General features: G+C 42.4%; 22 protein-coding genes. 17 read left to right on the forward strand and 5 right to left on the reverse strand.

The window, feature by feature from the left end; translation table 11 throughout:
- Positions 1-366 precede the first annotated feature (366 nt).
- A complete protein-coding gene (locus EC328_RS04620) occupies positions 367-1,773 on the forward strand; it encodes a sodium-dependent transporter (protein ID WP_164906030.1) in 1,407 nt (468 codons plus the stop codon).
- A gap of 39 nt (positions 1,774-1,812) precedes the next feature.
- On the opposite strand, the gene pdo is transcribed toward EC328_RS04620, so the two are convergent.
- The 4 genes from pdo to EC328_RS04640 form a co-directional block, all read right to left on the reverse strand.
- The gene (gene pdo / locus EC328_RS04625) at positions 1,813-2,463 is read right to left on the reverse strand and encodes a protein disulfide oxidoreductase (protein WP_128425709.1); all 651 of its coding nucleotides are present in this window, start codon (positions 2,461-2,463) and stop codon (positions 1,813-1,815) included.
- A 15-nt stretch (positions 2,464-2,478) separates the two neighbouring features.
- Positions 2,479-3,456 (reverse strand): NAD(P)/FAD-dependent oxidoreductase, encoded by a 978-nt coding sequence (locus EC328_RS04630; RefSeq protein WP_128425710.1) that lies wholly within the window; start codon positions 3,454-3,456, stop codon positions 2,479-2,481.
- 154 nt (positions 3,457-3,610) lie between these two features.
- A complete protein-coding gene (locus EC328_RS04635) occupies positions 3,611-5,134 on the reverse strand; it encodes a hypothetical protein (protein ID WP_128425711.1) in 1,524 nt (507 codons plus the stop codon).
- 147 nt (positions 5,135-5,281) lie between these two features.
- The gene (locus EC328_RS04640) at positions 5,282-6,172 is read right to left on the reverse strand and encodes a foldase protein PrsA (RefSeq protein WP_128425712.1); all 891 of its coding nucleotides are present in this window, start codon (positions 6,170-6,172) and stop codon (positions 5,282-5,284) included.
- A 184-nt stretch (positions 6,173-6,356) separates the two neighbouring features.
- Between EC328_RS04640 and EC328_RS04645 the strand changes: the two genes are divergently transcribed.
- From EC328_RS04645 to ftsH, 13 genes are all read left to right on the forward strand, one after another.
- The gene (locus EC328_RS04645) at positions 6,357-8,138 is read left to right on the forward strand and encodes a diguanylate cyclase (RefSeq protein WP_128425713.1); all 1,782 of its coding nucleotides are present in this window, start codon (positions 6,357-6,359) and stop codon (positions 8,136-8,138) included.
- Positions 8,139-8,207: 69 nt separating this feature from the next.
- Complete coding sequence (gene zupT, locus EC328_RS04650; protein WP_128425714.1) at positions 8,208-9,017, forward strand: zinc transporter ZupT; 810 nt, start codon at positions 8,208-8,210, stop codon at positions 9,015-9,017.
- 70 nt (positions 9,018-9,087) lie between these two features.
- Positions 9,088-9,642, forward strand: a complete 555-nt coding sequence (locus EC328_RS04655) for a GNAT family N-acetyltransferase (RefSeq protein WP_128425715.1) — start codon at positions 9,088-9,090, stop codon at positions 9,640-9,642.
- 150 nt (positions 9,643-9,792) lie between these two features.
- A complete protein-coding gene (locus tag EC328_RS04660) occupies positions 9,793-10,959 on the forward strand; it encodes a DUF438 domain-containing protein (protein WP_128425716.1) in 1,167 nt (388 codons plus the stop codon).
- Positions 10,960-11,009: 50 nt separating this feature from the next.
- Positions 11,010-13,094, forward strand: a complete 2,085-nt coding sequence (locus EC328_RS04665; RefSeq protein WP_128425717.1) for a stalk domain-containing protein — start codon at positions 11,010-11,012, stop codon at positions 13,092-13,094.
- Between the two features lie 12 nt (positions 13,095-13,106).
- Entirely contained in the window at positions 13,107-14,354 is a 1,248-nt protein-coding gene (gene uvsE, locus EC328_RS04670) for a UV DNA damage repair endonuclease UvsE (protein WP_128425718.1), read from the forward strand.
- A gap of 38 nt (positions 14,355-14,392) precedes the next feature.
- Positions 14,393-15,490: a threonine synthase gene (locus EC328_RS04675; protein WP_128425719.1), complete on the forward strand. Its 1,098-nt coding sequence runs from the start codon at positions 14,393-14,395 to the stop codon at positions 15,488-15,490.
- Between the two features lie 108 nt (positions 15,491-15,598).
- A complete protein-coding gene (locus tag EC328_RS04680; RefSeq protein WP_128425720.1) occupies positions 15,599-16,045 on the forward strand; it encodes an Hsp20/alpha crystallin family protein in 447 nt (148 codons plus the stop codon).
- 204 nt (positions 16,046-16,249) lie between these two features.
- Positions 16,250-16,480, forward strand: a complete 231-nt coding sequence (locus EC328_RS11815) for a glutaredoxin domain-containing protein (RefSeq protein ID WP_128425721.1) — start codon at positions 16,250-16,252, stop codon at positions 16,478-16,480.
- Between the two features lie 109 nt (positions 16,481-16,589).
- Positions 16,590-16,979 carry a DUF134 domain-containing protein gene (locus tag EC328_RS04690; protein WP_128425722.1) on the forward strand — a complete coding sequence of 130 codons (390 nt, stop codon included), beginning with the start codon at positions 16,590-16,592 and terminating at the stop codon, positions 16,977-16,979.
- Positions 16,980-17,000: 21 nt separating this feature from the next.
- Positions 17,001-17,822: an Mrp/NBP35 family ATP-binding protein gene (locus EC328_RS04695; RefSeq protein ID WP_128425723.1), complete on the forward strand. Its 822-nt coding sequence runs from the start codon at positions 17,001-17,003 to the stop codon at positions 17,820-17,822.
- A 57-nt stretch (positions 17,823-17,879) separates the two neighbouring features.
- Positions 17,880-18,386: an ECF transporter S component gene (locus tag EC328_RS04700; RefSeq protein WP_128425724.1), complete on the forward strand. Its 507-nt coding sequence runs from the start codon at positions 17,880-17,882 to the stop codon at positions 18,384-18,386.
- Between the two features lie 101 nt (positions 18,387-18,487).
- Complete coding sequence (ftsH, locus tag EC328_RS04705; RefSeq protein WP_128425725.1) at positions 18,488-20,308, forward strand: ATP-dependent zinc metalloprotease FtsH; 1,821 nt, start codon at positions 18,488-18,490, stop codon at positions 20,306-20,308.
- A gap of 218 nt (positions 20,309-20,526) precedes the next feature.
- On the opposite strand, the gene mnmH is transcribed toward ftsH, so the two are convergent.
- Positions 20,527-21,576, reverse strand: coding sequence for a tRNA 2-selenouridine(34) synthase MnmH (gene mnmH / locus EC328_RS04710; protein WP_128425726.1), 1,050 nt, complete (start codon positions 21,574-21,576; stop codon positions 20,527-20,529).
- 138 nt (positions 21,577-21,714) lie between these two features.
- Here mnmH and EC328_RS04715 point away from each other — a divergent pair, with 138 nt between their 5' ends.
- The 3 genes from EC328_RS04715 to EC328_RS04725 all read left to right on the forward strand — a co-directional run bounded on the left by EC328_RS04715 (position 21,715) and on the right by EC328_RS04725 (position 23,819).
- Positions 21,715-22,146, forward strand: coding sequence for a DUF1893 domain-containing protein (locus EC328_RS04715; protein ID WP_128425727.1), 432 nt, complete (start codon positions 21,715-21,717; stop codon positions 22,144-22,146).
- A gap of 14 nt (positions 22,147-22,160) precedes the next feature.
- The gene (locus EC328_RS04720) at positions 22,161-23,027 is read left to right on the forward strand and encodes a DMT family transporter (protein WP_128425728.1); all 867 of its coding nucleotides are present in this window, start codon (positions 22,161-22,163) and stop codon (positions 23,025-23,027) included.
- A gap of 120 nt (positions 23,028-23,147) precedes the next feature.
- Entirely contained in the window at positions 23,148-23,819 is a 672-nt protein-coding gene (locus EC328_RS04725; RefSeq protein WP_128425729.1) for a DUF192 domain-containing protein, read from the forward strand.
- Positions 23,820-23,983 lie beyond the last annotated feature (164 nt).

The following is a 23,983-nucleotide window of genomic DNA, read 5'->3' on the forward strand; positions in this document are numbered from 1 at the left end:
CATGAAAAGGTTTTCACAAAATATGAAAATAAATTAACAAAGATTCAAATATAAAATACTTACGCAAATCAACCTGAAAGCGTTGGAATCGTAAGATTTCAACGCTTTGCTTTTATAAACGGGAAATACGCTTGATCGATGTTCAGTAGCTGGATTAAAAACATATAACAATTAATCAGCAAATTACTTTCGTTCAGGATCAGACCCAATTTATCTTTGCTTAGTGTGGCGAAATTTACTGTCAAACAGTTAACAAACTTGTCTTAATAATCTGTAAATTCTAAGTAGACAAAATTCATTGGATGTATTAATATATTCTATAGATGGGATGTTTCCTATTAAATCAAAATCAAAGGAGGGAATTTGATGGAAAACAAAAGAGAAAATTGGGGTTCCAGGATCGGCTTTATCATGGCAGCAGCAGGTTCGGCCGTAGGACTTGGTAACATCTGGAGATTTCCGTACTTGGCAGGCGAAAACGGCGGTGGAGCATTTATTGTAATTTATTTGATGTTTGTTGTTTTCATTGGATTCAGTATAATGCTTGCTGAATTCACAGTAGGAAGAAAAACTGGTTTAGCAGCAGTTGGTGCTTACAAAAAAATCAACAGAAGCTTTACCTTTGCAGGGGTTCTTGGAGTTCTTAGTGCATTCTTCATAATGGGTTTTTATCCAGTAGTTGGAGGTTGGGCTACTGCCTATATTTTGAAATCCTTTACTGGATTGCTTTCAGATCCTGCAGCAATTGGGGACATGTTTGGAGCATTCATTGGTAACCCAGTTGAGCCGTTGATATGGATGGCAATATTCCTTGCAATCAACATTGTTATTGTTGCGAAGGGTATTTCCGGTGGAATCGAAAAAGCTGGAAAGATCCTTATGCCTACATTATTTGTACTATTGATTCTTATCGCCATTAGAAGTGTCACACTTCCTGGAGCAGGAGCAGGCCTTGATTTCCTTTTTAAGCCTGACTGGTCAGTAGTTAACGGCGGAACATTCCTTGCAGCACTAGGACAAGCTTTCTTCTCACTAAGCCTTGGTATGGGCTGTATGATCACATACGGATCCTACCTTAGCAAGAGTGAAAACCTTCCTTCAAGTGCACTTACAGTATCACTAATGGATACAAGTGTTGCATTGTTGGCAGGTGTTGCAATATTCCCTGCATTATTTGCATTTGGGATGGAGCCAGCAGCTGGCCCTGGTCTTGTATTCGTAGTAGTTCCTCAGATATTTGCACAAATGGGTGGTCTTGGACCAATATTCTCAGCAATATTCTTTATAGCTCTTATGGTTGCGGCACTTACCTCCTCAGTATCACTCCTTGAGGTAGTAGTAGCATACTTGATGGACGAAAGAGGATGGGCAAGGAAGAAATCAGTATATTTATCAGGAGCTATAATGGTAGTAACTGGGATACTATCATCCTTGTCACTTGGAGTAATGTCAGGATTTACCTTATTTGGAGTTGGGGCATTCGACTTCTTCGACATATTGACAGACAAGATATTCCTTGCAATCGGTGGCTTGATACTGGCAGTATTTGTTGGCTGGTTCATGGATAAGAACGAGTTGAAGGAAGAAATGACAAACGGTGGTGCAATAAAGTTCGGTTTGTTTGAGTTTTGGTATGCACTTGTCAAATTTGTTATTCCTATAGCTATCGCTATAGTAGCTTTCTTTGGAATTACTGGAATAGCTCAAACCAGTTTGATGCTGTTTGGACTTGCTGTAATAGCAGTTCTTGCAATATTCTCTAAAAAACTTTAATAAGAGTATAAAAAATGCCATCCGATCGGATGGCATTTTTTATGCAACTTGAGTTTTCTCTATCTCTTCAAGAAATACTTCCAGAGGTTGGTTTCCAACGAATTCGTAAATATCATTTATTACTATCTTCGGCACGCTTGATACATTATACTCGTCTGACAGATCATAGAAGGTTTGTGCCTCAATCATATCTGCAGTAATGTTATCATTCAACAATGCCAGGTGGTGAGCTTTTTCAACTGCACCCGGACAATGCGGGCAGCCAAGAGTTACAAAAACCTTTATATTTACAGGCTTTTTAACCTTTGAAAGTCTTTCAGTGATAGATTCAGCCAAAGGTTGACCATTTCCTGATACAGCGATAACGCTGCTTATAAAGGAGTTTATCTCATGTCCTGAAGGTATACCGTTAAATTTGATTCTCTTATATTCGCCTGTTTTATCGAGAAGAACAAGACTGGGTGCAAGAGAAACTTCGAATTTCTCAGCCAGGTCTGAATCCTTATCAAGGTCGTATTCAACCAGTGACATCTTAGGGGATGCCTGGACTAACTCACCAACAAAATCCCTGGTTTCAAGACAAGTCTCGCAAAGTTCCTCCTTGGTGAAAAGAGCGATTTTAACTTCATCCTTCATGGCTGAGAATACGTCCTTTAGTTGTTCTAATACCTCTTCATTGATATACTTCATCTGTTATCCCCCTTATTATTTCAGGTTATTTATATAGTCGTTTGCAGCCAGTGCACATTTTGCACCATCAGCAGCCGACATTATGATTTGCTTGTAAGGTGTGTCAGTAACATCACCAGCAGCGAACACACCGGGAACACTTGTCATTCCGTAACGGTCAACGGCTATTTCATTTCTGGAGTTCAACTCGACAAAACCCGCAAACATTTCGCTATTTGGCAAATAACCAATCTCCACGAATAACCCTGACGCTTCAATTATATATTCTTTTGAACTTTCCTTATCCAGCACCCTTATTCCACTCATAAATTTGCCACCAATAACTTCGAGTATTTCTGTAGCAAGCTTAATTTTCACATTTGGTTTTTGAATCAGTTGATCAACCAAAACCTTATCAGCCCTGAACTGCGAACGGTGAACGAGCGTTACCTTAGCTGCAATCTTCGATAGGTCAAGGGCGGCTTCAACGGCTGAATTTCCTCCACCTGCTACGACGACTTCTTCCTCTGCAAACAGTGGGCCGTCGCATATGGCGCAATAGCAGACGCCCTTACCTGAAAACTCCTTTTCACCAGTAATACCCAGTCTTCGAGGCTTGCTCCCGGTTGCAATGATGACTGTTTTTGTTCTGAAAGCTTTGCCGCTCTTCAAGGTGACAATCTTGACGTTTGATTCAGTATCGTTTTGTACCTTCTCGACTTCCTCATATTCAAGAATTGTAACATTAAGCTCTTTGACATGTTCTAAAAATTTTTTCACCAGACCTTCTCCTGAGAGAGAAGGAAGGCCAAGGTAGTTTTCGACGGATGAAGTATCAATTACCTGACCACCTTTGTCCCGGGCAATTATTAATGTTTCCAAGCCCTTCCTCTTAGCGTATAAAGCAGCATTAAGTCCTGCTGGGCCAGCACCCAAAATAAGAAGATCATAAATCTTATTATCATCCTGAATGGCTGCTGATGTTTTTTTGTGTAAATTGATTTCGAAACTCATCTCGCACCTCCAATACTTTTGAAAACCAATACGTTCGTACCAGTCTCTTTCTTATAAAGTAACTATACCCCAATGGGGTATAGTTGTCAATAAAAAATTGCCGCTAATGATTTATACCATCAGCAGCAATGACTTAAGATATCAAAAATCGCTATTATTGATTCAATGCTCTGAGAAGCTCCTTAAGCTTCGCAAGGACTATCTCCCTGTCGTAAGCTTTTTGATCTGCCTCCTTGATCCTTTCGTTTATATATTCAAAAAGACCCTTGTTTATACCGTTATACTTGAATAAGATAGTAACGGGTCTGGGCTTGTATCTGGAAATGATCGAAAAAGCATCTATTCTTACCAATATCTTTATGTCCTTGAACAGCTTCTTGTCAAGTAATATCACGCTGTAATTCTCATAAGTCTCCAGTAATGAGATCATATTTATAAGATGCTGCTTGTAATGCCCAAGCGTGTAGGGCAGGGGACCATCCGGAAAGAAGTGGCTGAGATCGATCATCACTTTTTCTGATTTAACATCCTCTACACTTGGAAGGGACAGGATTTCAATATATCTGTTATCCTTAAGGCACTTAAAAAAAAGCTTCTGTCTTTCAAGAAGGAATTTTTCAGCGCTTTCCTTCATCCAGCCTGCGTTTTCATGTACCTCGCCAATTACAGATACCGGCATTGTTATTGAGCTGAGACTTTGACTGAAGGTGCAGGTTTCAGAAAATATTGATTCAGCATCAAGAAGCTCCTTAAAATACTCGGTCCTGTTCTTATCAGTAAATACCTTAAGCAAGGGTTGACACTTTTCAATGAGACCGTAGAAGGTTTCAATAAGTGACTTTACCTTGGCTTTATCTGTAATATAATAGTTAAGCTGTGAATCAGATCTGTTTTCAAGTGAAGCAGACGTTAGTGCCAATGATTCCCCGGCAATCATCAGAGTCTGCCTGAATGGACCCCAATTATCCGTAGGGTAGTAATATGACTCAAGATTTCCATTCATATAGATTGGAAGCCACTTTTCAATCGCACCGAGAATATTCTCAAGCTCACCCTCTACGGAGTGGACAAGGATAAACCTGTGCCCTTTCTGTAGCACCCTGTTAAGCAGCTGCGTCCAGGTAAAATAAAAATTCACGTCATCGATAAGCCAGGACAATGGCTCATCACTGTAGAGATAGATATTAGAAGGCTCAAGAAGGCTTGCTTCAAATAAGAACCTCTTAATACCCTCACGTTTTCCCTCCAGACCAACATAATCGGACGTTATAAGAAAATCGTCCAGATCAGCTGTTACCTTCAAATCCTGATCTCCTGGTTCAATACCAAAAAACTCAATTTTCTCAATGAGATTTTTTATAAGGCTGGCATTTTTATCAGGTGCTTCATCCTTTAACCAATGCATCAGGTTGTCTTTGATTGCATCCGATTCGCCTGATGCAGATGACAGGGAAAGTCCAAGCTGCTCAATCAGATCATTAATCATTTCCAACTCAATCGCCTTTTCCACAATAAGCATTGAGATATCCTCCAAATGACTGCTTCTTTCAGAGGGTAATCGATTACCTGTACGCCATCTGCTTATCAGAGATACGTCTACCTGCAGAGCTTCTGCAAGTTGATAATTTGTAATTCCAAACATGTTCAGCAATAAATTAAGCTTCTCGAAAAATTTCATCCTCTCACACTCCCTTAACAATTATACCCCGTTGAGTACTTTTACGCAATATTGCAATGGTTTATTAACTGAATTTTTCGTATTTTAGGGCATTTCAGGATGAGATATAAAAACGGGATGCCATATGGCACCCCGGATCTATATAATCTAATTGAACAGGTTATTCTTAACTGTGTATTTTCCTTTGACTTCACTATACCAGGTCTGGTATGCCTCAGTCATTTTAGTCTCTTTGAGAACCTCGGTTATTGTTTCCTTTGAACCCTCAAGAGTAGCCTCCTCAGCTGCTTTCTTATCGAACACCTTTATTATGTGAAAGCCGAAAGATGTTTCAACAGGTTCGCTTACTTCACCTACAGCAAGTCTGAACGCAACGTCCTCAAATGGCTGCACCATGGCACCCTTCCCAAAATATCCAAGATCTCCGCCATTGCCTGCATTGCTGGTATCAAGAGAATACTCCTTTGCAAGGTCCTCGAAGCTCTCACCGGAGTTGAGCTTATCCAGTATGTCGTCAGCCTCTTCCTTTGTAGCCACAAGAATATGGCTCGCTTTGACTTGCTCAGATACGTCAAAATCCTCTTTGTTTTCTGCAAAATATAGTGCTATCTCTTCATCAGATACTGTGATCAAAGGCTCCATAAGCTTTTCTATGCTCAGATTAAGCTTCAAATTCTTCCTGATACTTTCTTCTGTATAGCCATACATCTGCAAAGTGTTCTTAAGTCCCTCTTCTCCACCATAAGCCGCTGCCATCTCAGCATACTCAACGTCTATCTCATCTTCAGATACTTCGATATTGTTCGCCTCCACTTCCAGCTGCAGCATCGTCTCAAGGATCAATGCTTCGAGGACTTCTTCACCATTTTGCTCAACCAGGTAGTCATAGAATTCACCCTTAGTGATCTTAACATCATTTACCATCGCAACGACTTCTTCGTCTCCTGAGTTTGAACAAGCTCCTGCAAAAGCCCCAAAAATCAGCACTATAGCTATAAGTGCAGTCAATTTTCCTTTTTTGTTTAATACACTTTTCATTTATTCAGCTCTCCTCTCCTGTTAATACCTATACAGTATACCATAAAAAAAGAGTGGATGGGGTTACAATTCAAATCCGGCAGGTGAAAGTTTGGTGAAATCTATGGATCTGATACAGTTAACTCCGAAAGTTTTATGGGTATAAACACCTAAAGTGTGTTGTTAGTGATTTGGAGGTTTAACTATGGATTCAGCAAGTAGTGCTTTAATAATGAATAAGGCTTCCGTGGGTTATGTAATACTTGAATCCCAGGACATCCCTAATGACCCTGCCGGCATGGTTATTGTGGAGGCAAATGACAGTATAATTAATGCCCTGAAGATGAAGATCCCGGAGGATAGGACAATACTGGGCAATTCACTGGGAAGCTTTCTCTTTGAACAAATCAAAGCAATAATATTGGACTCCCTTATGAATGACCAGCCTTCAGAAAGGTGGACGGAGCTTTTGGGCTGCAGCTGCCAGGCAAAGGCCATAAGACTGGATGACAAAAGGTGTGCAATTGTTGTCATAACCGGAGCAAATGACACCTCCAAATCTGAAAGAATGAAGCTCAGGCTTCTTGATAATATTCCGGGGATGGTCTACAGGCGTACATTGGACAAGGATTGGACCATGGAATACATATCAGATGGATGCAAGGGTCTTACCGGCTACGATCCTGAGGAGCTGATACAAAATTCTATGATTTCATATAATGAGGTGATACAGGAGGAGCATCGCGAGAATGTTTGGGAAACCATTAATATTGCTGCAAGCGAGAATAGGCCATATAACCTTGAATACCAGATCAGGACAAAGGACAACAGACTTAAGTGGGTCTATGAGCAGGGGCAGGCAATCTATGATATAGATGGCCAAATAGAGGCACTTGAAGGAATAATCGTCGATGTGACTCTTCAGAAAAAAAGGGAGGAGCAGATCAACTTCCTTACCTACCACGATTCCATGACCGGACTATATAACAGAAGATATTTCACGGAGCTATCATCTCAGCTTATTTTCGATGATGCTCTTCCGATCTCTGTAATTATCGGAGATATAAATGGTCTGAAGATGATAAATGACGCCTTTGGCCATGAATTTGGCGATTGCCTCATAAAGGAGACAGCAAATATTCTAAAGGAATCAGTGAGAAGCTCCGACATAGTCACCAGGATCGGTGGAGACGAATTTGCCATATTTCTCCCGCATACACCCAAGGATACCGCTTCGACAGTTCTTGAAAGAATTGAAAAGGGTATAATGATATACAATGAAGATAATAGGGATACTCCTATCAAGATAAGCATTTCACTTGGTCTGGATACTGTAAACACTCGGGATGAAAGCCTTGATGAGTCAATTAGAAATGCTGAGGACATAATGTATAAAAATAAGCTCTTTGAACACAGAAGCTCACACAACAGCATACTGGCCTCTATCAGGGACATGCTATCCAGAAGGGGCGAGATGCGGGAGGAGAATCTGTCCACACTTCAGTGCATAGCTCAAAAGCTTGGCGAAGAGCTGCGTCTGGATGAGGAAGTGATCCAGCAGCTGATCATACTTGCTTCTATACATGACCTTGGGAAGGTAACTATCGATTCAGAGCTTCTTAGTAAGAAGGAACCTCTGACCAATGAAGAGTGGGAAGTGCTGAGACGACATCCCGAGATGGGCTACAGGATAGCCATGGCCTCAATGGATCTTGCCGCAATAGCCGACTACATCCTTTCACACCACGAGAGATGGGATGGCAAGGGCTACCCATCAGGTCTGAAGGGAGAGGAAATACCTCTTTTATCAAGGATCATAGCCATTATCGATGCATATGATGCAATGACAGGAGGCAGACCCTACAGAGAGAGACTCACTATCGAGGATGCCATTGTTGAGATTATGGATAATGCAGGAACTCAATTCGATCCGGAGCTTTCTGAGATCTTTGTAAGGATATTGAAAAGCGGCGAAGCTCTGTGCTGACAGGCTTTTATGGAGCTAATGGATATGATAATATTAAAAACAGCAATTTAACTTACATGGAGGAGCATTATGAACCCAAGCACAAATGAGTTATTATTCGCATTCGGGATAACCCTTTTTGCTGGATTGTCAACAGGTATTGGAAGCGCACTGGCATTCTACACAAAGCAGACAAACAAAAAATTCCTTTCAGCAGCACTTGGTTTTTCTGCAGGAGTCATGATATACGTTTCCTTTGTTGAAATTTTCGCAAAAGCGAGAGAGTCCCTTGAGGGTATTTATGGGCCGACTATGGGGCTGGCGGCAACTACCTTCGCTTTCTTCGCAGGCATAGCAGTTATTGCACTAATAGATAAGTTCGTGCCCAGTGGTGAAAACCCCCACGAAATGAGAGACGTCAGGGAAATGAGGATAGTTCCCGATGAAAGCCATGAGCTTATGAGGATGGGATTGTTCTCAGCACTTGCCATAGCGATCCACAACTTTCCTGAAGGACTTGCAACCTTTATAAGTGCACTTCAGGATCCTTCCCTTGGCATATCCATTGCAGTAGCCATAGCGATCCACAATATTCCTGAAGGAATTGCCGTGTCTGTACCGATATATTTTGCGACAGGGAACAAAAAGAAAGCATTCAAGTATTCATTCATGTCAGGATTGTCCGAGCCTCTCGGAGCAATTGCAGGCTATTTCCTGCTTATGAACTTTTTTGACGATTCAATGTTTGGCTACATTTTTGCTGCCGTGGCAGGTATAATGGTATATATATCACTTGATGAGCTATTGCCAACAGCAGAGAAATATGGTCAGCACCACATAGCCATATGGGGTATGATCGGAGGAATGGCACTAATGGCCTTGAGTCTCATCATTTTATAGCTGTAAACTATTCCCAATTAATAATCCTTTTGGTATAATTATCGCAATATTAGTAAATCGGGGTGTATATATGCCGTCAATTGAAACTGAAAGACTCAGGCTTAGAAGGTTCAAGCTAAGCGATATCGGAGATTTTTATGAATATTCCAGCAATCCACTTGTCGGCCCGAATGCAGGCTGGGATTATCACAGAGACCGTGAGGAAGCTCTTCTTCTTTTGAAGAATTTTTCAAATAACAACGAGATTTGGGCTCTGGAGCTCAAGGAGAACTCCAAGGTCATAGGCTCCATTGGAGTACATAAGGACCGAAAACGAGACAACAAAGGAGCGAGAATGCTCGGATATGTGTTGAACCCCGAATATTGGGGAAGAGGACTATGTACTGAAGCGACCCTTGCGCTGGTTAAGCATGCATTTGAGGGGATGAAGGTGTCCCTGCTGTCTGTTTATCATTACCCTGACAATGAACGCTCCAGGAGAGTGATCGAGAAATGCGGCTTTACCTATGAGGGCATGTTGAGGAACGCGACAGTAACATATGATGGCAAAATATGTGACGACTTATGCTACTCGATGACAAGGGATGAGTACATTAAAATATTTGGCAAGAAAGAGAATAAGTAATACCAGGTCCAGGGCAGTCTAAAAAGCTGCAGCTGGACTTTTGTTATAGGCTTAGAAAAGTAACAAAATCGTAACCTTAAATCAGCCTCCGATTTTGTCATTGGACATCTATAAATGGTATAATAACCGTATATACCGAAGGAGGATAATATGGATAAGATAAATCGACTGATGACCTACATCAAAAGACTAAACTCCAGGGAGGATGGCAGGAGTCTTTATCTGGAATACAAGGAGGATATAGATACAGTAACACCTCAGGAAGCCTTTGAGATATTCCATGGACTTCTTCAGGATGGCCTCAAGGAGTATGAAATATTGTTATTCCTTGATAAGATAATAAATGTATTTTTTGAAAGCCTTTCCAACTACAGATACCAAAGACCTAAGAATGACAACTTTCTCATGGATCTTATGCTTGAAAACGAGGAAATGAAGAAGAAAATCGAAGGTATAAAGATCGTTATCAGGGAGCCTGTACCATCAATAAGAAGACAAAAGCTACTTCCTCTCGTTGAAGAGCTTAAGGAATTCTATCCTCACTACACCAAAAAGGAAAATATACTGTTTCCATATCTTGAGAAGAAAATGGAGAAATTCCAAGGCCTTACAATAATGTGGGCTCTACACGACGAGGTCAAAAGGGAAATCGAATACGCAATCGAGCTGATAAAGGATCCGGAGAGTGAAGACCATGCGGTCAACGTTGCAATTGCCCAGATGTTCTTTGGAGTGCTGGGTCTGGTCAGAAAGGAGGAGCTAATCCTTTTCCCTTCGGCAAGTGAGGTCCTTGAGGAACACGAGTGGTACGATATGCACAAACAGAGCTATGAGTATGAGTTCCCATATATACAAAAAACCTGGGACCCTGAGTTTATTAAGGAGTCTATGGCTGTGGATGGATCAAAAGGGACCTTCAGGACAGAAACCGGCGAGCTTACCATGGATCAGATGGCATTGGTATTCAATTCCCTTCCTGTTGATATGACCTTTGTAGATGAAAACAATAAAGTAAGGTTCTTTACAAGACCAAAGGACAGGATCTTTCCAAGGTCGCCCGCAATAATAGGGCGTGATGTAAAAAATTGCCACCCGCCGGACAGCGTCCATATAGTCGAGGAAATTGTAGACTCCTTTAGAAGAGGAGAAAGAGATACAGCGACCTTCTGGATCAATATAAAGGGTAAGAAGGTACTGATCCAGTATTTTGCGTTGAGAGACGATTCAGGCAGCTACAAAGGAGTCATCGAGGTAAGCCAGGACATAACAGGAATTTCGCAGCTGCAGGGTGAGAGAAGGCTGCTTCAGTGGGATTAAGAAGAATTGTGACGGAATAGCGGGCAGAAGCATTGGGAGGTGCATTAGCATTGAGAAGAATCAAATCAGTTGTTTTAATAATGGCTATGTTGATAGTATCATTGATATCATCGGATAGAGCATACGCTGCTGAACCAATTAGGCTGGTGGTAAACGGAAGAGATATTACCCATATGTCAGCACCGATCCTCGACAACAACAGGACTCTTGTCCCCGTTCGGTTTGTCGCAGAGGAGCTGGGAGGCAAGGTAGGCTGGGATAATACAAACAGAGCCGTCTCAATAGAAAAAGACGGGAAGAAGATAGTTCTCATCGTAGGAAGCAGAATGATACAGCTTGACAACGGCACAAAAGCAATGGTTTCAGATGTCGCTCCGAAGATTATAAATGACAGGACTTATGTTCCATTAAGGGTCATAAGCAATGCCCTGAATATAGGTATCGAGTGGAAGAATGAAACAAGGACAGTTTATGTTGATTCCTCAAGAAGCTCAACCATGGAGCCCTTCTTCAACATGAGGATCACAAGTCCTGCATCCGGAATAGTGATCACCGGAACCACCGAGGTGTCCTACTCAATAGGAGCACAGGAGCTTTCCAGGGGCAATGAACTGAGATTGATGCTATTAGACAGGTTTAATGCCAAGGGCTTTGTCGTGGCCAGAGGCACAGGCTCTGCAGGCAAGGTCACATATATCCCGAAGGTAGAGGACAATGGCAGCAAGCTTCTTGCGGCAGCACTATATGATTCAAACGGGATTTTGATCGCATCTGATGTCATACCTGTGACTGTTCAGGTGATGCCGCAGGTTTCAATAGGCGGGATATACGACGGTATGACTGCCAATGGTGCAGTTCAATTGACTCCACAGCTTAACTTTGTTCCCCATTCAGTTACCTACACAATGACAAATCTAAGCAACGGTAATGTACTCGAGTACAAGGAATTGGACCCATACGGAACCTTTACCTGGGATCCAGCCTTCGAGCAGCAGGGAAGCTACAGTGTCAAGCTTACAGCATATGATATGTCCATGAAGGGCTATGACAGTAGATCGATACAGTTGTCTGTTTTACTCGATAAGAAGCTGTCGCTTTCCGGCGTATCACAGGGAATGACAGTAAATAATCCGGTGACACTTATTGCTTCCAGAAACTTCAATGTAAAGGATACAACCTATGTTCTAAGGGACAAGGCAACAGGATCAGAAACAGCACTGGCTACCATACCATACGGAGGATATACCTGGTTTCCCGGACCTCAGTACTCAGGAGATAAGGAACTAATGGTAAGAGTGACGGACACACTTGGCCAAAGCTGGACAAGCAGTCCAATTAGTGTAAGGGTCGATGGAAGTCCAAGGATACAATTTCTGGGTATCGGACCAACCGAGGTCATAACCGGAGCAGCCAAATTAAACTACAGGAGCAATGTTAATGTAACAAATGTAAAATATACGCTGACGAATATAAAGACTGGCGAAAAACGAACGATCCTGCCATCTGCAGGGTTTACGGAGGCTCCCTATGCTCCGCTTCCAACCGATACAGGTGACTGGAGGGTGCAGGTAGAAGGGAGCTACAACGGAAGCATCTTGAGGAGCGAATCAGTTCAGTTCAAGGTATATACAGGGAATATCCATGGTCCGTACAGCATAATCGAAAAGGAAAAATTCCTCGGCTTTGCATCAGACATGGCTGTGGAGGAAATGAAAAAAACTGGAATGTCAGCAGCTATCCAGACAGCACAGGCTATACTTGAAACAGGCTGGGGACAAAGTGTACCAAGCGACAAGTATACCGGCAAAAAGTCTAATAACCTTTTCGGTATAAAGCAAAAAGGAAATGAGGACTATGTCATATCCAACACCTGGGAAGTATACAACGGAGTCACATACAGGATCGATGCCAAGTTCAGAGCCTACAAGGATCCTAAGGAAAGCTGGAATGACCATAAGGCATTGCTTCTTAACGCCGCAAGATACCAGATATTCAGGGACGTCATGCACGATTATACATCAGGTGCCTGGGCTATTAGAAGAGCAGGCTATGCAACAGATCCCCAATATCCATTGAAGCTTATAAGACTTGTAAATCAATATAACCTCCAGGAACTGGACAGGATAATCTTTTAGAGAGGAATAACCATGAGAATAGGCTATGCATGTCTTACGAGGGGAATACCCTATACCGATATAAAGGGAACAGTTCAAAAAAATGCCACCGAAGCAAGGTTGAGGGATATAATCGCCCACAACCTTGCTTCACTTGACAGGATACTTGATTACAACAGAGATAACAGTATAAATATGTTTCGAATTAGCTCAGATATCATACCCTTTGGATCAAGTCCGGTCAACAAACTCCAATGGGACAAAGAGTTTGAGGAGAAGCTGGCTGCACTGGGGAAGAAGCTTAAAGCTTACAATATCAGAGTATCAATGCATCCTGGTCAATATACTGTCCTTAATTCACCGAGGCCAGAGGTCGTCGACAGAGCTATTCTTGACCTTGAATACCATTTAAGATTTTTAGAGGCTTTGGGAACAGATGCTGCCAATAAGATAATTATCCATGTAGGAGGAGCCTATGGAGACAAGCGGTCTGCCATGGATGCATTTGTTGAAAACTGGGATAGACTTAAGGACCCAATAAAGTCCAGACTCGTTATTGAAAACGACGACAGGACTTACACCATTGAAGAGGTACTCCAACTGGGAATAAGAAGAAATATCCCTGTGGTATTTGACAATCTTCACCATCGGGTAAACGGGAATACCGGATCCGATTCGATATGGATCAAAGAGGCTGGTAATACCTGGAAGCAAAAAGACGGGGTTCAAAAGATCCATTATTCACAGCAGGATGAGAGCAAAAGTCCAGGTGCCCACTCAGGAACAATAGATGTCTATAAGTTACTGAAATATTTGGAAGAAACCTCAGGCACAGACTTCGACATAATGCTTGAGGTAAAGGACAAGAACCTCTCGGCAATAAAGGCAATCAGTGCTCTGAATTCAAGGGACATAACCTCTCTTGAGAAAGAGTGGAGCAGGTATAAGTATAATGTCCTGGAAAACTCACCAAGGATATACCAGGAAATAAGAGAGCTTCTTAAGGATAAATCATCATATCCCGTGATCGAATTCTACAAGCTTTTAGACCAGGCACTAAGCACACCCCCTACACCCGGAACTTCAGTTAACGCACTGGAGCATGTCTGGGGATATTTCAAGGACATAGCTGACGATAAGGAAAGAGCATGGTACTCAAAAACAATCAACTCAGCCTCCGCAGACTCTTTATCTCTTGGTGTTGTCAAGCGCAAGCTATGGGCTATGGTTGAAAAATACGATGAAAAGTACCTTAAGAATTCCTATTATTTTCACTTATAAATGAAACAGTTATCCTATATGTAAGGAGAGAATGGTAAATGACAGAGTTTGTCTGTAACAGCTGTGGAGAAAGATATCCTGAAAACACAAAGGAATACAGATGTAAATGTGGAGGTCTTTTTGATCTGGTAACTGGGAAGACTACCTTTGATTTTGACAAGCAACTCAGTATAAAAGACCTGTCGCTATGGAGATATGAGGAGGCTTTGCCGTATACAGGTGAAGCAGCCTCAAAGATAACTATGGGGGAAGGTCTTACCCCCCTTGTCAAGGTGCAGGATGGTTTATTGGGTAAGGCTGAGTATTTCATGCCGACCTTGTCCTTTAAGGACAGAGGGGCAGTTATGCTGGTGCTTCATGCCAGGAAGATGGGATTTAATAGTATAGCCATAGACAGCAGTGGAAATGCAGCCACCGCAGTTGCGGCATACAGCGCCCGTGCAGGCATCAAATGCAGTGTCTTTGTCCCTGAAAGCACCTCAGAAAAAAAGCTTGCACAAATAAAGGCACATGGAGCTGAAATAAATCTGATAAAGGGACCAAGGGAGGCTTCCGGCGCTACAGCAAGGGAATTTGTTGAGACGAACGATTCATTCTATGCCAGCCACATATATAATCCATTGTTCTACCAGGGAACAAAGACATACTTCTATGAGGTCTTCGAACAGCTGGGTGGTCGATTTCCCGACGGCTTCATAATCCCTGTGGGCAATGGAACACTTATACTTGGAGCAGAGAAGGCTTTTGAAGAGCTTCAGAGTGCAGGTTTTATCCATAAGTGGCCCAGGATAATAGGAGTTCAGGCATCAGGGTGTGCTCCCATCTATAAAGCATTCAAGGATGGTCTTGATGTAGTACCTCAAATAGAGTCATCAGGAACTGAGGCAGAAGGGATAGCCATAGCCGCTCCTGCAAGAGGAGAACAGATACTCAAGGTAATAAGAAAATCAGGCGGGGATATGGTTGCAATCGATGATGATGAGACACTAAAGGCACGGGCACTGCTGGCGGCTAAAGGAATTTATGTGGAAATAACATCAGCCGTAAATTATGCTGCTTATTTAAGAATAATGGCTGAAAATGGAGGAAAATTATGGGTAATACCATTTTGTGGAGCAGGAATAAAAAGTAGTTGACATATATTTTTAATGGTAGTATAATAAAGACAATCCAAAGAAATTAGCACTCAACTCATAAGAGTGCTAACAAAAACAATAAAAAACAATAGAAAGGAGTTGTTGATCATGGCAAGCTTGATACCTTTTAACAGGAAAGGAAACAGGTTGATGGGTCCGGACTTCGGTGATTTCTATGGTATGCTGGATGATTTCTTCAGCGACGATTTTATGCCGAGAAGAAGCCTGGTCAGGGACACCTTCAAAGTGGACGTAGTTGATAAGGAGAAGGAGTATGTAATCGAGGCTGAGCTTCCAGGTGTTAAGAAAGAGGAAATATCCCTCGATATCCACGACGGTCAACTCAGGATCTCTATTGAGAGAGAAGAGAAGGTCGATGAGGAGAAGAAAAATTACATCCACAAGGAAAGAAGATATAGCTCTATGAGCAGATCCGTATATCTTGGGGATGCATCAGCGGATTCGATCAAAGCAAAGCTCGATAACGGCGTTCTTACAATTACTATACCAAAGACAGAAAAGCCTGAAGTAAAAAGCAAAATCGAAATCGAGTAACAAAAAAGCGGGGAAAAGCAGAACCCCGCTTTTTTCATATGACGAACATACCGAGCAACGTGGAGGGATCTCAGTATTTACCTTTAACTTTTTTTAACAGCGAACAGCTATATGCTAATAGCTTTTTTATAATAACCAAATTCTGATTAGAAACTCTTATTTCAAGGTATATGTATAAAAACTAACTCCAAAGGAGGAAATACGATGAATGTAATAATCTATTCAACACCCACCTGACCATGGTGCACAAAGGTAAAGGATTACCTAAACCAGAAGAACATAAGCTTCACTGACTACGATGTATCCAAAGACTACAATAAAGCAGTGGAAATGGTTCAAAAATCAGGTCAAAGAGGAGTACCGGTAATAGACATTAATGGTCAGATCATAGTAGGATTTGACAAGGCCAGCATAGATCAAATACTCGGATTATAGTGGAAAATGGCTCCCTGAAAGGGGAGCCATGGTTTTGCACAAATTTACAATAATATATAACTACCTATTTTAATCCATGGTATAATGGTAGGGTATGGAGGTGAGATGATTGGCAAGACCAATGAAAGAAAGAAAGGTATGCTGTTTACCGGAAACAAATCTATTCGGACCACTCAATAGAAGACATGCAACAGGTGATGAGATAGTAATGTCTGTTGAGGAGTATGAAACAATAAGACTAATAGATCAGGAAGGCCTAATGCAGGAAGAATGTGCAGACAGAATGGATGTCGCTCGTACAACTGTGCAGAGGATATACATTTCAGCTCGTAAAAAGCTGGCGGATGCAATTGTGGAAGGAGTAACCCTGAAAATCGAGGGTGGATCATATAAGCTATGCTCCGATGATGAGAAGGACCACTTCTTCTGTAAGAATTGCAGGCTGCACCCCGGCAGACAAAGAAGAAGACACCAGGGGATGTACAAAAGTCAGGAATAATAATAGAAAGAAGGCTTAGTAATGAGTGAAACCTGTAACAGCAGCTGCAGCACCTGCAGTGTTGAATGCAATGACAGAACAGCTGCTCACAATGAATTCGCTGCAAAGATGAACGAAGTAAGCAATGTAAAAAAGGTAATCGGAGTGGTCAGCGGCAAGGGCGGAGTAGGGAAATCTCTGATAACCTCAATGCTTGCGATAAACATGAACAAGAGAGGCTTCAAGACTGCAATAATGGATGCAGACATAACCGGACCATCAATTCCAAAATCCTTCGGTATCGACGGTAAGGCAGTATCAAACGGCAAGAGCCTGATCCCAAGGATAAGTGACAATGGAATCAAGATAATGTCAGTAAACTTGATACTTGAAAATGAATCCGACCCTGTCATCTGGAGAGGGCCTATAGTGGCAGGAGTGGTAAAGCAATTCTGGACTGATGTGGAGTGGGGAGACATCGACTACATGTTCGTGGATATGCCACCTGGAACAGGAGACGTTCCACTGACTGTATTCCAGTCACTTCCAGTCGATGGGATAATAGTGGTCACATCACCACAGGAGCTTGTATCAATGATAGTTGCCAAGGCGGCTAAAATGGCGAGAATGATGAATGTACCTATAATCGGTTTAGTTGAGAACATGTCATATCTTGAGTGCCCGGACTGTGGCAAGAAAATAAACGTATTTGGCGAAAGCAGAGTTGAAGAGGTCGCTGCAGAGCAGTTGATACAAAACTATGCCAGAGTACCTATAAATCCGAATATTGCGGCAGCAGTTGATAACGGAGCGGTAGAGCACATAGACGTAAGTGTTCTTGATGATCTTGCAGCTGCCTTATAATAGCCTATAAGAGAGACTGGTCAGCCGGTCTCTTTTTAACAATGACAGGAGGAACTGATGAACACAAAGAAATTAGCGTTTTCTGCAATGCTTGTAGCCCTTGGGATTTTGCTCCCAATGATATTCCACAGCTTCAATATGGGTGGCCAGATATTTCTGCCTATGCATATACCTGTACTCGTGGCAGGTCTTTTATTAGGGCCGTTATCAGGATTACTCGTCGGCATACTTACGCCCATTCTAAGCAGCCTTTTAACAGGAATGCCCACCATGTTCCCAATGCTGCCGATCATGATTTTCGAGCTTGGAGTATACGGACTTTCCTCAGGCTATATAGGGAAAGTACTTAATGACAGAGTCTATATCCCTCTGTTGGCAGGGATGATCGATGGAAGGATAGCGGCAGGTATAGCCGTATTCATACTCTCAATGGGCTTTGGAGCTCAGCTGTCGCCGATACCCTTCATTAAGGGAGCAATAATTACTGGTTTACCAGGCATAATTATCCAGCTTGTAGTAATACCGCCGCTTGTAAAGCTTTTAAGAAGGCATATTGACCTATAGACATCTTATCACAAGGATTTCACATAACCCTCACTTGACTATTGGTGAGGGTTGAACTATACTTCACTTAATCGATACGTCTGTAAAATAAGGAGAATCAAATGAAAAAAATAGACAAACCAAAGAAACCGATAATGTATTACTATGTAATAGCAATGTTGATAGTCATCCTTTTGAATTCCTATGTGTTCCCAAGGATGGCGAAGTCACAGATCGAACCGATCGACTACGGCACATTCCTTCAGAAGCTCGAGAACGGTGAGATAAGCGTAGTAGAGATCAAGGACAACCAGATATATCTCCAGGGCAAAGGAGATAGTCCTGAACTGTTTTCGACAGGCACAATGGACGACCCTCAGCTGGTGGACAGGCTTTATTCTGCCGGAGTAACCTTCTCGAGAGTGGTCACTGACACGACGCCCACATTGGGAAGTCAAATATTCTCATGGATTATCACCATAGCCATATTCGTAGGGATAGGACAGCTTTTCTCAAGATACATGCAAAAGAAGATGATGGGCGGCAACGACGTCCTCTCCTTCGGGAAGAGCAACGCAAAGATCTATGTGGAGTCAAAGACAGGAAAGACCTTTGATGATGTAGCAGGACAGGAGGAAGCAAAGGAAGCTCTCGAGGAAATAGTTGACTTCCTGCACAATCCAACGAAATACAAAGACATCGGGGCAAATCTTCCTAAGGGAGCACTGCTTGTAGGCCCCCCGGGAACTGGTAAGACCCTTCTTGCAAGAGCAGTAGCCGGAGAAGCCAATGTGCCATTTTTCTCGATCTCCGGATCGGAATTCGTGCAGATGTTCGTCGGCATGGGAGCAGCAAAGGTGAGAGATCTTTTCAAGCAGGCACAGGAGAAGGCACCGTGTATAGTCTTTATCGATGAGATCGACACCATAGGAAAGAAAAGAGACTCCTCGGGCTTTAACAGCAACGATGAAAGAGAGCAGACTCTGAATCAGCTTTTAACTGAGATGGATGGCTTTGACGGCAAGGAGGGAGTTGTAATACTGGCTGCCACAAACAGGCCTGAATCCCTGGATAAGGCGCTACTAAGGCCAGGACGATTCGACAGGAGAATACCGGTTGATCTGCCTGATCTTCAAGGCAGGGAAGCGATCCTGAAAGTCCATGCAAGAAATGTAAAGGTCGAGCCTGACCTTGACTATAATGCTATAGCAAGGGCAACTGCCGGTGCCAACGGAGCTGAGCTTGCTAATATGATAAACGAGGCTGCAATAAGGGCAGTCAAGATGGGCAGAGAAACCATCAACCAGTCAGACCTTGAGGAGTCAGTAGAGGTAGTATTGGCAGGATACCAAAGAAAGCAGGCAGTAATTTCCACAAAGGAAAAGAGGATCATTGCATACCACGAAATAGGTCACGCGCTTGTCGCGGCTAAGCAGACGGATTCAGATCCGGTGCATAAGATAACCATAATCCCAAGGACATCTGGAGCCCTGGGATATACAATGCAGGTAGCAGAACAGGAAAGCGTCCTTATGAGCAAGGAGGAGCTGTTCAACAAGATAGTCACTATCACTGGAGGAAGGGCAGCAGAGGAGATAGTCTTCGGCTCTATAACCTCAGGTGCCTCCAACGACATAGAGCAGGCAACAAAGATCGCCCGCGCAATGGTAACCCGCTTTGGAATGAGCGACACCTTCGGCATGATGGCACTTGAAACACAGACCAACCCATACCTGGGAGGAGACACATCCCTCACCTGCTCAGGTGAGACCTCATCAAAGGTAGACGCAGAGGTTCTGGCGATAATAAAAAGTGCCCACCAAAGGGCAAGAGATATACTGAATGAAAACATTGACAAGCTTCGAGAGCTTTCCAATTATCTTCTCGAGATGGAAACCATCACCGGAGCACAGTTTATGGAGATACTCAACAAAGATAATTGACAATAAATGTCATCCCGACCAACGTGGAGGGACCTCTTAGCCAGTTGGAAAAGTTGGAATGTTGGAAAAGTTGGAACATAATATAGTAGTTAGCTGGGCGAGCATTGCTCGCCTTTTCTTTTTGCCTTTTTTCATTGTGAATTGTGCTCTGTGAACTGTAAATTAAAGATTCTCGATTTGACTTTGTCATCCTGACCAACGTAGAGGGATCTATCTTTTCATTGTGAATTGTGCTCTGTGAATTGTGAATTAAGAAATCTCTCAATGAGATTTCTTGCCGTCTCCTCAGGGTCCAGATTCTCAACCTCAAAGACATAATTTTTCGGATTATGTTCATACATGGGATCGTAATAATCCCTCATCAACTCCTCTACCACTACTGGGTAGTTTCCATTCCTTACCTCGATGATATATTTGTCAATCACATCATTCCCGACTCTCTTCCTTAAATGATTCAATGCTTCAATAAGTTCATCATCCGTATCATAGACATAATCAGCCATAATGTTTTTGATTCTCTGCTCCATTGGAGCGGTTACCCTCACATGCCTTCCATTTCTTATCTTATCAAAAAGGTATTCAGGAATGACTGATCTCCCGATCCTCTTGCTTTCACCCTCAGCAAAAACAAGATTTCCTTTTCTGCCTGCAAGCTCCTCAAAAACCAGCGACTCGAACATCTTCTGGCTGTTAGGCTCACCCAGGCCTACTGAACCAAGGGTTGAACCTCTGTGGTTAGCACAGGCCTCAAGATCAAGAACATCAGCTCCCTGGGCTCTCAAAGCGTCAAGCACCTGAGTTTTCCCAGTTCCCGTGTTTCCATAAAGCACCACCAGATCAACAGGCTCAGCGATCTTAGGAAGATTATCGTTGATATATGCCCTGTAAGCCTTATAACCGCCGTCAAGTTTTAATGCACCTATCTTAAGGCTCCTTAAAAGACTTACTATGCTCGTACTTCTGAATCCGCCTCTGGCGCAAAAGAACACCATATGGGGATAGTCCTTACTTATTTGGAGAAGCTCCTGAAACATCTGCGGTAGCCTTTTGGAAACTGCCTCAATCCCAAGCATCTTCGCCTTATCGACGCTCTCCTGAGCATAGGCTGTACCTATCTCTGCCCTTTCCTCATTTGTAAAAATAGGAATATTTATTGCTCCGGGAATAGTCTCCTCCTTGTACTCCAGGGGGGTCCTGACATCTATTAAAATGTATTCTCCAGATGACAGCTTGTCTCTAAGATCCTCGTACTTTATATCTGTAAACATGATCGACCTCTTAATGTTAGATTTTCTACTTTTCTATTATATACTAAAATCCTTTACAGTAAAGCAATTGTAAAAATCTATATAAAAATCCTTCGATCTATTGTAAAATAATGAGATAAGAATACGAGGAGTGAAGAGATGGACAAACTTGGAATTGCTAAGAAATACCTATATGCCAATGATTTGAAGCTGGTAGTGATGAAGGACGGCATACCCCTTGCAAGCTCTACAGACAGGGGGATAAAGCCTGTTTATGACGTATACACCAAGGAGCTTCATTACCTTGAGGGAGCATACATTGCCGACAGAGTGACAGGCAAAGCTGCAGCAATGCTACTTTCAGAGGCAGGAATTAAGGGGATATACACAGACCTTATCAGCGATGCGGCAATAGAGATACTTGAGCAGCACCCCATACTGGTTGAGTATAAAAAAAGAGTTCCCTATATACTAAACCGCGAGGGCAATGATATGTGTCCCATTGAAAAGATATCAAGACGTGTTGATGATGTTGAAGGCCTTATTAAAGGCATTGAGGAGTTCTTCCTTGAGGTAGGAATGACCAGGTAGGGGAGGGGAGAAATATGAGCACAGAGAAAAGAAAAGCGATCCTCCAGATAATCACTGCAGCCATACTCTTAAGCACTGGTGGAGTAATACTTAAGTTCATTGATATGCCCTCTATGGCAATAGCCGGATCAAGGGCTGTTTTTTCCGCTGCTGTAGTCTGGCTTTATTTAAGAAAGCCCAGGTTCACGTTTTCTAAGGCTCAGATATCAGGAGCAATCTGTTATTCCTCCATGGTTATCCTTTTTATAGTTGCAAACAAGCTCACAACAGCGGCAAATGCAATAATACTTCAATTCACTGCGCCTATATGGGTGGCGATACTTGGTGCGATTATCCTTAAGGAAAGACCCAGATGGTATGACATAATAGCAATACTTTTTACAGGGGTAGGGATGCTTTTATTCTTCCTTGATGATATGGGAGGAGGTAGTACTGCAGGAAATATGGTTGCAGTTGTTAGTGGAGTGGCACTTGCAGGAGTGACCATTTCCCTCAGGTTTCAAAAGGATGGATCCCCCGTTGAAACTACACTACTTGGTCATCTCATAACCATAGCCATAGGTATACCTTTTCTATCCGGAGCAAGCTTCAGCCTGCAAAATATTATTGGCATATTCCTTCTTGGCACGTTTCAGCTGGGGTTAGCTTATATTTTCTACTCCCTTGCGATCAGGCATCTTACAGCAATGGAGACCATACTCATTATGGTTTTGGAGCCAATACTGAATCCAATATGGGTATTCCTCTATAACGGCGAAAGACCGGGATTTATGTCGCTTTTAGGGGGTATAATAGTAGTTGGAACGATCGTGTTGAGAGGTGTCATTTCAAGCCGTAATCATCAAATCGAAAAAAGTAAATCTGTAAAACAACAAATTTAAAGTCGTTACAAAACTAAAATAAAATGATAAATTGATAAAAACGCATATATAACCACATACTGGGTTAAGTGGTATACTCAGGGTAAATAAATCACAAATGAATATACAAAGGATGCCGATATGACCATTGAAGAGCCCTTGTCTCTCAAGGAATTCTTCATTAGCATAATAATGGGAGTATCCAACACCCTTTCAAGAAAGACCTATATTGAGGGAGTTAGAAAGAAGCTTCTTCAGGCCTATGTTTTTATGAAGCCTGAGAAATTTGTTGGGATGTCGCTATTGATTATTATCGGACTGGGACTTATTGTTTGTGTGTTATCTAAAATGTGGTTTCTTGGAATACTGGGGTTTCTTGTAGGCTTTAAGCTTACTGACATTGTAGTTGGCTTTATCAAGAAGAAGAGGACGAGGCAGGAAGAGACATTCTGGAGGGAAGGACCAATGGAATATAATCTTGTTGTTAATGGAGAGGTCATTCTGGATAAGCTTAAGCTCGCAGATAATTATAGTAAAAGGCTTAAGGGTCTCCTCGGAAGAAGCTCACTTACAAGTGGAGAAGGGCTTATAATAAGACCCTGCAATTCTATCCATACCTACAGGATGAAATTTGCTATCGATGTTTTGTATATTGATAAGAAAAATATTGTATTAAAGGTAGTCGATTCAATAAAGCCCGACAGATTAGGACCCCTTATCCTGAAGTCCGCATATGTTATTGAAGCCTCCGCAGGTGCGTTTCGCGGCAGGGTAAAGGAAGGGGACAGGGTGCACATTGTACCGAATGAGTAGCAGCCTGCGGCCGCAAGATGAGAGATAAGAACTAAGAGCCAAGAAAAAGCAAGATCTTTTGTAGTACTCGGAATGGAGCTGCCATCCTGAGTGCAACGAAGGATCTTACTTTTTGGCGACCAATGGTCGCCCCTACTTTTTTCCTACTTGCCAACTCTTCCAAC

This window comes from Gudongella oleilytica (assembly GCF_004101785.1).
Classification (GTDB): Bacteria; Bacillota; Clostridia; order Tissierellales; family Tissierellaceae; genus Gudongella; species Gudongella oleilytica.